The 10,381-nt window shown below is 36.0% G+C and carries 13 protein-coding genes; 10 read left to right on the top strand and 3 right to left on the bottom strand.

What is annotated here, in order from left to right:
* Positions 1 to 161 precede the first annotated feature (161 nt).
* The gene (locus D5R40_RS26580) at positions 162 to 344 is read left to right on the top strand and encodes a hypothetical protein (protein WP_124155461.1); all 183 of its coding nucleotides are present in this window, start codon (positions 162 to 164) and stop codon (positions 342 to 344) included.
* 138 nt (positions 345 to 482) lie between these two features.
* Here D5R40_RS26580 and D5R40_RS36115 read toward each other — a convergent pair whose 3' ends face one another.
* From D5R40_RS36115 to D5R40_RS41500, 3 genes are all read right to left on the bottom strand, one after another.
* Positions 483 to 659 (bottom strand): hypothetical protein, encoded by a 177-nt coding sequence (locus tag D5R40_RS36115; protein ID WP_161564362.1) that lies wholly within the window; start codon positions 657 to 659, stop codon positions 483 to 485.
* 9 nt (positions 660 to 668) lie between these two features.
* The gene (dhaK, locus tag D5R40_RS26575) at positions 669 to 1,742 is read right to left on the bottom strand and encodes a dihydroxyacetone kinase subunit DhaK (RefSeq protein WP_124143640.1); all 1,074 of its coding nucleotides are present in this window, start codon (positions 1,740 to 1,742) and stop codon (positions 669 to 671) included.
* Between the two features lie 304 nt (positions 1,743 to 2,046).
* Positions 2,047 to 2,178: a hypothetical protein gene (locus D5R40_RS41500; protein WP_275670297.1), complete on the bottom strand. Its 132-nt coding sequence runs from the start codon at positions 2,176 to 2,178 to the stop codon at positions 2,047 to 2,049.
* 30 nt (positions 2,179 to 2,208) lie between these two features.
* Here D5R40_RS41500 and D5R40_RS26570 point away from each other — a divergent pair, with 30 nt between their 5' ends.
* From D5R40_RS26570 to D5R40_RS41495, 9 genes are all read left to right on the top strand, one after another.
* The gene (locus tag D5R40_RS26570; protein ID WP_124143639.1) at positions 2,209 to 2,724 is read left to right on the top strand and encodes a GrpB family protein; all 516 of its coding nucleotides are present in this window, start codon (positions 2,209 to 2,211) and stop codon (positions 2,722 to 2,724) included.
* Between the two features lie 220 nt (positions 2,725 to 2,944).
* Positions 2,945 to 3,895, top strand: a complete 951-nt coding sequence (locus tag D5R40_RS26565) for an ABC transporter ATP-binding protein (protein WP_124143638.1) — start codon at positions 2,945 to 2,947, stop codon at positions 3,893 to 3,895.
* Positions 3,896 to 4,025: 130 nt separating this feature from the next.
* A complete protein-coding gene (locus D5R40_RS26560) occupies positions 4,026 to 5,618 on the top strand; it encodes a hypothetical protein (protein ID WP_124155460.1) in 1,593 nt (530 codons plus the stop codon).
* A 438-nt stretch (positions 5,619 to 6,056) separates the two neighbouring features.
* The gene (locus tag D5R40_RS26555) at positions 6,057 to 6,551 is read left to right on the top strand and encodes a hypothetical protein (protein ID WP_124155459.1); all 495 of its coding nucleotides are present in this window, start codon (positions 6,057 to 6,059) and stop codon (positions 6,549 to 6,551) included.
* A 72-nt stretch (positions 6,552 to 6,623) separates the two neighbouring features.
* Positions 6,624 to 7,604, top strand: coding sequence for a hypothetical protein (locus D5R40_RS26550; RefSeq protein WP_124155458.1), 981 nt, complete (start codon positions 6,624 to 6,626; stop codon positions 7,602 to 7,604).
* 40 nt (positions 7,605 to 7,644) lie between these two features.
* Positions 7,645 to 8,400, top strand: a complete 756-nt coding sequence (locus tag D5R40_RS26545; RefSeq protein ID WP_124143635.1) for a hypothetical protein — start codon at positions 7,645 to 7,647, stop codon at positions 8,398 to 8,400.
* A gap of 29 nt (positions 8,401 to 8,429) precedes the next feature.
* The gene (locus D5R40_RS26540; RefSeq protein ID WP_124143634.1) at positions 8,430 to 8,768 is read left to right on the top strand and encodes a hypothetical protein; all 339 of its coding nucleotides are present in this window, start codon (positions 8,430 to 8,432) and stop codon (positions 8,766 to 8,768) included.
* Positions 8,769 to 8,810: 42 nt separating this feature from the next.
* On the top strand, positions 8,811 to 9,413 hold the full coding sequence (locus D5R40_RS26535; RefSeq protein ID WP_124143633.1) for a hypothetical protein: 603 nt from the start codon (positions 8,811 to 8,813) through the stop codon (positions 9,411 to 9,413).
* A 152-nt stretch (positions 9,414 to 9,565) separates the two neighbouring features.
* On the top strand, positions 9,566 to 9,688 hold the full coding sequence (locus tag D5R40_RS41495; protein WP_275670296.1) for a hypothetical protein: 123 nt from the start codon (positions 9,566 to 9,568) through the stop codon (positions 9,686 to 9,688).
* Positions 9,689 to 10,381 lie beyond the last annotated feature (693 nt).

The raw sequence follows: 10,381 nt of genomic DNA, 5'->3' as shown, positions 1-10,381 counted from the left end.
ATGTTCTATTCATCTATTGTCCAATAGTTATGACTCTACAGAGAAAGCGATCGCTGTGTTTCGGGATGATTGATGTTCTATTCATCTATTGTCCAATAGTTATGACTCTACAGAGAAAGCGATCGCTTTCTCTGTAGAGTCATAACTATTGTCCAATAGTTATGACTCTACAGAGAAAGCGATCGCTGTGTTTCGGGATGATTGATGTTCTATTCATCTATTGTCCAATAGTTATGACTCTACAGAGAAAGCGATCGCTGTATTTGGGGATGATTGATGTTCTATTTATCTATTGTCCAATAGTTATGACTCTGCTGATTAAACCTCAAAGCTTTTACAGGTAAAAGTTTCAGCCTTTTTATGTCAAACATTGATGTTCTATTTATCTATTGTCCAATAGTTACAGCAGTTTCCGCACTAATTATCCGGACATGATATAAGGGCGCCATTCGGAGCTTTGCGTTAGCAAATGCCATTCGCCCCTACTGTGGTCTACTCAAATGAAAACCGCTGTAAATATTTGGGCAGAACAATCTTGGGACAATTCTTACTCCTACCTCTTCGCTTATTCCCACTTCTCCTGACTCGGTCCTTCCCCTCCTGGGAGGGGGAGGGGCGAGGGGTGGGTTGTCTCCTACCCCAGCAAAAAGATTTTCCATACGCAAACCCTAAATACCCCATCGTAATGCCGGAGTTTTCACAGGCGCATCCCAGAATTTAATAAACTCATCATCCAATTTCAACAAAGTAATAGAACAACCTTGCATTTCTAGGGAAGTAATATAAGGTCCGATAAAATTACGGACAATGTGTAGTCCTTTTTGTTCGCAAATTTCTACTAATTTACGATAAATAATATATAACTCAGAAATAGGAGTACCACCCATACTATTAACAAAAGCCAGGATGCGATCGCCAGACTCAAATGGTTGGTCCCTCGACTCCACTTCCTGCCATTCTCCTTTATCCTCATCCCACTCCCGTAGTATCCGACTATAACCTACATCTTCAATAATAGATACAGCCAACATTTCCGCAATTTCATCGGCAGATTTCATAGACATTCGTTCTCGCCCTGGCTCCCCATGAATGCCAATACCAAATTCAATTTCGTTATTACCTAACTCAAAAGTGGGGCTACCTTTACCAGGTGTTGTACATGATGTCAATGCCATTCCCATACTGCGTCCGTTAAGATTGATTTTCCGGCAAAGGTTTGCTATTTGCTTCAAGTCATAACCAGCTTCAGCAGCAGCACCACATATTTTTTCTGCTAACACTGTGGTCCCGACACCTCGCCGCCCTTGAGTAAAGAGACTATCTTTAACGGCGACATCATCATCTATTAATATATTCAAGACTCGGATATTTTCTGAGAAAGCAAGTTCAGCTGCCATCTCGAAATTCATCACATCGCCACTATAATTTTTGACAATATTGAGAACACCTGCACCTGAGTTGACGACTTTAGCAGCTTCTAACATTTGGTCGGGAGTGGGAGAGGTAAAAATTTCACCAGGACAAGCAGCGTCTAACATTCCCATCCCCACAAAACCTCCGTGCATTGGTTCGTGACCGCTCCCACCACCGGAGATGATGGCAACTTTATTTTTTATCAGTGCATCAGCGCGGTAGATAAAGTGGGGATCGAAGTTGACTTTAATTAGATCGGGGTGGGCGATCGCCATACCTTGAAGGCTTTCCCGAACTAGATCGTTGGGGTTATTAATCAATTTTTTCATGGAACTTTTCTCAATTGGTTATTGTACTTATATTATCAGGACTTACGCACCAAGCGACATATCTAGTAGGGGGGAATGGCATTTGCCCTCTACAGATAGCGTTTTATCTAATAATTTGCGTAAGTCCTGATTATAAAAATATCTGGTTGGGTAATTGACTGCATTAGTTCCAACATAATTATGCACTTGCATAAGTCCCGATCTATAATATTATCCTAATAACTTTGGTATTAGTTTTTTGGCCGTTGGTGAAAAGAGGTATTATATTATGTCCGGATAAGAGCGCGATAGAACTCCGTTCCGTCTACGTGGCAAAAAAACTTTCTCCTTCTACTCGGGGTTTCTTCTTCTTTATTCCCTCCTGACTCTTGAGTTCTGACTCCTGACTCCTGACTCCTAAAGAATTAAGATTAATATCATACACGCGCTTTACCAACGCTGTTTTTTGTTAATATTTTATAGATAAATGGATGCAATTATTATCGTCGAACATAATCCAGACTGGAAATTTATGTTTCAGCAAGAAGCTACACACATTCGTGAAGTTTTAGGAGAATCTCTTATTCATCGTATCGAACATTTTGGCAGCACAGCAGTACCAGGTTTAGCAGCAAAACCTATTATTGATTTATTGATTGAAGTATCTTCACTTGAGGAACCAAAACAAATAGCTATTCCTCAGTTAAAACTCTTGGGATATGAATATTGGTTTGATAATTCCGATCCAGAGCGGATGTTTTTTGTCAAAGGTCTACCACCTAACAGTCCACGCACTCATCATGTTCATATCGTCGAAGCAGACAGTATATTATGGGAGTGTTTAATATTTCGAGACTATCTTTGTCAGCATCCAGATGAAGCAGCACGCTATGCAAAATTAAAACGTAATCTTGCTCAACGCTTTTCGATCGCTCGAAAAGCATACACAACAGGAAAAACGGATTATATTAAGTCTGTCATGGAAAAAGCACGACTTCAGTAATAAAAATTTTCACATATAGAGAGCGATCGCTTAACAAATTCAATCTTTATATATCCAGAGATTATACTCAAAATTATTGAAAAATGTAATGAACATAACAGAATTACCACAAAAATATAATGTGCCTAAACATTGCGAAATCTTAATGCCAAATCCTGTAGACATTGGCTAGGGTAGTTTCAACCCACCCACTTAACCTACCTTCTTCTGTTTAACAGTCATGCTACAAGAACTAGCAATTGAAACTCGTGGCCTTACCAAACAATTTGATCGCCATATAGCAGTCAACGACCTCCATTTACAAGTAGCTACTGGGGAAGTTTATGGACTGATTGGACCTAATGGGGCAGGCAAAACCACCCTATTAAGAATGTTAGCTACTGCCGAAGAACCCACAATAGGGGAAATATATATCAGTGGAGAACGCCTACTGCGTGACCATACCAACCCCACCCTGAAACAACGCCTCGGTTTTTTGCCAGACGACTTTCCGGTATATGACGACCTAACTTTGTGGGATTATCTTGACTATTTTGCCAGACTTTACAATTTGCGGGAACCTTACCGTTCACGCCGACTTTTTACTGTCTTGGAATTGGTCGAATTGGTGAATAAACGGAATAGTATGATTTCTACTCTATCCCGGGGTATGAAACAACGTCTGAGTTTAGGCAGAACTATTATTCACGAACCCCTGCTACTATTATTAGATGAACCTGTTTCTGGTTTAGACCCCATTGCCAGAATGCAGTTTCGGGAAATTATCAAAGCATTGCAAGAAGCAGGCATGACAATAGTCATTTCTTCCCATGTTCTCAGTGACTTGGCAGACCTTTGCTCTTCTATAGGAATAATGGAATTAGGTTATTTGGTAGAAAGTGCTTCTCTCAAAGAACTTTATCAACGTCTTAGTACTCAGCAAATCTCGATTTCTGTTATGAGTGGGTTATCAGACTTGATTGCGGAAATTAAAAATTCTCCCTGGGTGGAAGCTTGGGAAGTTTTGCCAGATAGTCAGCAAGTACAAGTTCAATTTTCCGGAACTCCCGAAGATGCTGCTAGTTTGTTGCGATCGCTCATTCTTGCTAATATCCCAGTCACAAATTTCCATTGTACTCAAGAAGACCTAGAAGAAATTTTTCTCAAACTCGGACATCAGCAAGCAAATTAAGACTTACCCAGGAAGAACCCAGAAACCCGGTTTCTACGGTAAACCATTATTTTTAACAATAGACATTTAGGAGAAACCGGGTTTCTTTGAGTAAATCCTGTTAATTTCAAAATTTTTGGAGTTATAACTTATGTTATCTAAACCATTCGTCAATTTATTCAATTGGAACCCTCAATTATTCCGAGAAATAAAAGGTCGTCTCAAAACCAGAAATGTAGTGATCGCCATCTCTTTATCTCTCCTGTGCCAATTCATAGTAATGACGTATTATCTACGAAGACTTCCACAAGAATACGGTAGATATGTTACCAGTGATAGTCAATATTGTGTCGAAGTAGGAAAATATTGTACAGATATTGAGTGGTCTAGTTGGTGGTTAGATATCTTCAACAATTTGAGTTTGATTTTGCTTCCTTTAATGTTAATTGGCGGTGTCTATATGTTAGTAGGAGATCTAGCAAAAGAACAACGTCTTGGTACTCTCAATTTTATTCGTCTTAGTCCTAAATCTAGTCAGAAAATTTTGCTCGGCAAACTATTAGGAGTGCCAATTTTAATTTACCTAGCAGTAGTTATTTTCTTGCCTCTACATTTGTGGGCAAATATATCGTCTGGTTTGTCTTTATCTTGGTTTTTTGTATTTTATGGAGTTTTAATAATAGTTTGTTGTTTTTTCTACAATACCTCACTACTTTTTGCGTTTTTAGTAGGTTGTCAAGCTTGGTTAGCTGCTGCCATAACAGGCATATTTTTCTATCTTCTAATAGCTGCTATTGATGAAGGGTATAGTGATGAGATTAACGCCCTTATTGGTACTCATGAAAGAAATGTTCTACTAATAAGAATTGGTGTGATAATTACTTTAAGAATTGGTCATATGATTATTTCAGCTCTAATTTTGGGAAGCTACTGGAGTTGGCAAGCTGTAAATCGTCGTTACAGAAATCCTAATGCTACAGCTATTAATAAAAAACAAAGCTATTGCTTAATGGGATGTTTCCAAGTCTATCTAATGCTATGTTTCTTACTACACAATATTGACTATAAATCAACTGACGTTTTACAAGAATCGCTGGCTTTATTCTGTACTCTTAATTTGTTGTGGTTTTTATTAGTAATTGCTATGTTGTCACCTCAACGACAAAGTGTAGAAGATTGGGCAAGATATAGACATGAACAAGTTAATAATGATCAAACTGCAATTGTCAAAGGATTATCTATTAGCTTAAAACAAGATTTAATTTGGAGTGAAAAAAGTCCAGCTTTAGTAGCAATAGGAATTAATCTAGTTATTACTGCTGTAATTTGGATTGCCTGGATTTTATTTTGGCAGCAAAATAACACGATCAAACTATCAGCTATTTTGATATTAATTTTGAGCTTTAGCTTAATCTTAATTTATGCAGCGGTCGCTCAATTTATATTGCTAACAAAAGTCAAAAAGCCTACTATTTGGGCTACAGGAATAGTAAGTGGTTTTATTTTTCTACAACCTTTGGCACTAACGTTAATGTCAATTAACCCTGATATTTATCCTGATTTGTGGTTGTTCTCTGCTTTTCCTTCGTTTGCTCTCAACAATTCTTTAGCTATTACACCAATTTTAATAGCAATTATTGGTCAGTGGACTGTCTTAATATCAGTAACTTTACTACTAATCCGAAAAATCAAAAAATTAGGTGCATCTGATTATCAGAAATTACTAATAGGTCAAAAAGATTGAAGAATTCACCAGACAAAATTTCTTACAGTCAGAAAATTTCTTAGAGTCATAAAAATTATTAGGAACTCAATAACTGAATAATATTGAAGTCTGTTTAAGGTAGGCATTCAGCTATTAGCAGTCAGCTCCTAGCTTTAATGAATGAAGCAAGAGTTCTTTTAACTTCTACTACATTTTCAACCATATATTTGAGTTGTCAACTCATATAATTTATGGGCATAAATTATAGATGTATCTTAGAAGCTGATTGCTGATAGCTGACTGCTGAATGCTTACTGTTTAAGTAATTAATAACGACTTAGAAAAAAAATTAATCTGAGGCCGATTCCATTATCAAAACACATAGAAAGTAAAATACACTTTTTCCTGGGAAGCAATTTTTCTGAAACTCGGACATCAGCAAGCAAATTAATTTTATAATCTTTGGAGTTATAACTTATGTTATCTAAACCATTAGACAATTTATTCAATTGGAATCCTCAATTATTCCGAGAAATTAAAGGTCGCCTCAAAACTAGAAATGTAGCGATCGCCATCTCAGCATCTCTCCTCTGCCAATTCATAGTAATGATGTTTTTCCTAGAAAGACTTCCACAAACTTATGGTACAGATGTTGCTCGCCATAATCCATATTGTGTCGAAGTAGGACGATATTGTACAGGTATTGATTGGTCTAATTGGTGGGTAGATATCTTCAGCACTTTGAATATAATTTTGCTGACTTTAATGTTAACTGGTGGTGTCTATATGTTATTAGCAGACCTAGCAAAAGAACAACGTCTTGGTACTCTCAATTTTATTCGTCTTAGTCCTCAATCTAGTCAGAAAATTTTGCTCGGCAAACTATTAGGAGTACCAATTTTAATTTACCTAGCAGGAGCTATTTTTTTACCTCTACATTTGTGGGCAAATATATCATCTGGTTTACCTTGATCTTGGTTTTTTGTATTTTATGGAATTTTAATAAAAGTTTGTTGTTTTTTCTACAATACGTCAATACTTTTTGTGTTTTTAGGAGTTACTCAAGCTTGGTTAGCTTCTGCCATAACAGCCATATTTTTGTACCCTTTTCTAACCATTATTCAACCATATACTTATGATTATGCAGTTCGTGCCCATTTTCCTGATTTTCTACTAAGAACTGGTGCGATGATTATATCAGGTGTAATTTTGGGAAGCTATTGGATTTGGCAAGCTGTAAATCGGCGTTACAGAAATCCTAATCGTACAGTTATTAGCAAAAAACAAAGTTATTGGTTAATGGGATGTTCCCAAGTCTATCTGCTACTGTTTTTGTTAGCGATAGGTATTACTGACGATTTACACAATTCACCGGTTTTATTCTGTACTCTTAATTTGTTTTGGTTTTTATTAGTAATTGCTATGTTGTCACCTCAACGACAGAGCATACAAGATTGGGCAAGATATAGACATCAACAAGTCAATAATGATGAAACTACAATTATCAAAGGATCGGCTATTAGTTTAAAAGAAGATTTAATTTGGAGTGAAAAAAGTCCACCTTTAGTAGCAATGGGAATTAATGTAGTTATTACTGCTGTAATTTTGATTTCCTGGATTTTATTTTGGCAAGATAATACGATTAAACTACCAGTTATTTTGACCTTAATTTTGAGCTTAAATTTAATCTTAATTTATGCAGCGATCGCTCAATTTATATTGCTAATGAAAATCAAAAATCCTGCTATTTGGGCAATAGGGATACTAGGTGGTTTGATTTTTTTACAACCTTTGGCACTAATTTTGTTAATGTCAATTACACCCGAGGGTTCCCCTGATTTGTGGTTATTCTCTACTTTCCCTTGGTTTTCTATTGGCGAAGGTTTTTTAGCTATCACACCAATGTTAATAGCAATTATTAGTCAGTGGAGCGTCTTAATATTAGTAACTTTCCTACTAACTAGAAAAATTCAAACATTAGGTGCATCCGATTCTCAGAAATTATTGACAGGTCAAAAAAATTGAAGAATTCACCATGGAAAATTTCTTATTGGAGTGATAAATTATGTTATCTAAACCATTAAACAATTTATTTAACTGGAATCCTCAATTATTCCGAGAAATAAAAGGTCGCCTCAAAGTAAAAAATGTAGCGATCGCCATCTCAGCATCTCTCCTGTGTCAATTCATAGTAATGATGTTTTTTCTAGGAAAACTTCCACAAGAATACGGTAAAGGTGTTGTTCTCTATAACCGATATTGTGTAAGAGTAGAAGTAGAAAAAAATATATATTGTACTGCTATTGACTGGTCATATTGGTGGCTAGATATATTCAAAGCTTTAAGTTGGATATTTTTGGCTGTAATATTAATTGGCGGTGTTTATATGTTAGTAGCGGACCTGGCCAAAGAAAAACGTCTTGGTACTCTCAATTTTATTCGCCTTAGTCCTCAATCTATCCAGAAAATTTTGCTTGGCAAACTATTAGGAGTACCAATTTTAATTTACCTAGCAATCGCTATTTCTTTGCCTTTACATTTGTGGGCTAATATTTCATCTGGTTTGTCTTTATCTTGGTTATTTGGATTTTATGGAGTTTTAATTACAGTTTGTTATTTTCTCTACAATGCCTCACTACTTTTGGCCTTTTTAGGAGTTACTCAAGCTTGGTTAATTGCAACAATAACCGGAGTATTTTTGTTTCCTATTATCAGTATAATTCAATCATATACTGATGAGTCTTACGCTCTTATTGGTACTGATGGAATAAGAGATTTACTAATAGTAAGTGCCATAATTATTTTAGGTATTGGTGGCTAGATATATTCAAAGCTTTAAGTTGGATATTTTTGGCTGTAATATTAATTGGCGGTGTTTATATGTTAGTAGCGGACCTGGCCAAAGAAAAACGTCTTGGTACTCTCAATTTTATTCGCCTTAGTCCTCAATCTATCCAGAAAATTTTGCTTGGCAAACTATTAGGAGTACCAATTTTAATTTACCTAGCATTAGTTTTGGGAAGCTACTGGATTTGGAAAGCTGTAAATCGTCGTTACCGAAATCCTAATGCCACAATTATTAGTAAAGAACAAAGCTATTGGTTAATGGGATGTTTCCATTTTTATCTACTGCCATTGTTCTTATTAATAAATATTGGCAATGATGAAAAATCAAGCTACATTTTATGAAATTCACTGATTTTCTTCTGCACTATTAACTTATTCTGGTTTTTGTTAGTCATTGCTTTGTTATCACCTCAAAGACAAAGTGTGCAAGATTGGGCAAGATACAGACATCAACAAATTAATAATGATGAAACTACAATTGTTAAAGGTGTAGCTATTAGTTTAAAACAAGAGTTAATTTGGGGTGAAAAAAGTCCAGCTTTAGTGGCGATCGGAATTAACCTAGTTATTACTGGTTTAATTTGGAGTTCATGGATTTTACTTTGGCATGACAATGAAATTAAATTACGAGCTATTTTAACTTTAATTATGAGCCTAAATTTAATTTTAATTTATGCAGCGATCGTTCAACTTGTATTGTTGATGAAAGTCAAAAAACCTGCTATTTGCGCAGTAGGAATATTAGGTAGTTTAATTTATTTGCCACCTATTGCTTTATTATTACTGTCAATTTCACCTGATAATCACTCAAATTTATGGCTATTTTCAACTTTTCCTTGGCTCTCCATTGACTTAAATTATCCAGCGATCGCATCAATGTTAATTGCAATTATTGGTCAGTGGAGTGTCTTGACATTAGTAACTTTACAACTGACCAAAAAAATCAGAAAATTAGGTACATCTAATTCTCAAAAATTACTGACTTAAATATTTAGCTTTGCGGAAGTCAACAGTTCAAAAAATAGTAAAAGTAATACGGCTTCACGGAAATCAAAAGTCGTAGGGGCGAATGGTATTCACCCTCACTATATGTAGAGTCTCTGCGTAAGTCCTGCTTTATTTGATTGGAGTAATTAATTATGCCATCTAAACCATTAGTCAATTTATTGAATTGGAACCCGCAGTTATTCAGAGAAATTAAAGGTCGCCTCAAAGTAAAAAATGTAGCGATCGCCGAGAGTGCCACTGAATTGAAACACTGAGGATAACTTCTGGCTTTTACCTGACTCTAGCAATAGAATAGATAAATTCAAAAAACTCCAACGTTATAGTTTTGGAGCTATTTTTTCTATTATACAATAGTTTTGAAATTTCTGAGACACCCACAAAAGCGATCGCCGAGAGTGCCACTGAATTGAAGCACTGAGGATAACTTCTGGCTTTTACCTGACTCTAGCAATAGAATAGATAACAGGACTTACGCAAATTCTTAGACAATACGCTATCTGTAGGGGGGCGAATGCCATTCGCCCCTACTAGATACGGCGCTTGGTGCGTAAGTCCTGGATAAATTCAAAAAACTCCAACGTTATAGTTTTGGAGCTATTTTTTCTATTGTACAATAGTTTTGAGATTTCTGAGGCACCCACAAAAGCGATCGCCGAGAGTGCCACTCAATTGAAACACTGAGGATAATTTCTGGCTTTTACCTGACTCTGGCAATAGAATAGCTCAATTAAAAAAAACTCCAACGTTGTAGTTTTGGAGCTATTTTTTCTATTGTACAATAGTTTTGAGATTTCTGAGGCACCCACAAAAGCGATCGCCGAGAGTGCCACTCAATTGAAACACTGAGGATAATTTCTGGCTTTTACCTGACTCTGGCAATAGAATAGCTCAATTAAAAAAAACTCCAACGTTGTAGTTTTGGAGCTATTTTTTCTATTGTACAATAG

The sequence above is a fragment of the Okeania hirsuta genome (genome assembly GCF_003838195.1).
Lineage (GTDB): Bacteria > Cyanobacteriota > Cyanobacteriia > Cyanobacteriales > Microcoleaceae > Okeania > Okeania hirsuta.
This window is presented reverse-complemented; position numbering and strand designations above follow the sequence as displayed.

Excerpts from the sequence above, each read along its gene's own strand:
- D5R40_RS41495 (WP_275670296.1), top strand. The coding sequence starts at position 9,566 with ATGCCATCTAAACCATTAGTCAATTTATTGAATTGGAACCCGCAGTTA.
- D5R40_RS26545 (WP_124143635.1), top strand. The coding sequence starts at position 7,645 with ATGTTATCTAAACCATTAAACAATTTATTTAACTGGAATCCTCAATTA.
- dhaK (WP_124143640.1), bottom strand. The coding sequence starts at position 1,742 with ATGAAAAAATTGATTAATAACCCCAACGATCTAGTTCGGGAAAGCCTT.
- D5R40_RS26560 (WP_124155460.1), top strand. The coding sequence starts at position 4,026 with ATGTTATCTAAACCATTCGTCAATTTATTCAATTGGAACCCTCAATTA.
- D5R40_RS26565 (WP_124143638.1), top strand. The coding sequence starts at position 2,945 with ATGCTACAAGAACTAGCAATTGAAACTCGTGGCCTTACCAAACAATTT.
- D5R40_RS26580 (WP_124155461.1), top strand. The coding sequence starts at position 162 with ATGACTCTACAGAGAAAGCGATCGCTGTGTTTCGGGATGATTGATGTT.
- D5R40_RS26570 (WP_124143639.1), top strand. The coding sequence starts at position 2,209 with ATGGATGCAATTATTATCGTCGAACATAATCCAGACTGGAAATTTATG.
- D5R40_RS26555 (WP_124155459.1), top strand. The coding sequence starts at position 6,057 with ATGTTATCTAAACCATTAGACAATTTATTCAATTGGAATCCTCAATTA.
- D5R40_RS36115 (WP_161564362.1), bottom strand. The coding sequence starts at position 659 with ATGGAAAATCTTTTTGCTGGGGTAGGAGACAACCCACCCCTCGCCCCT.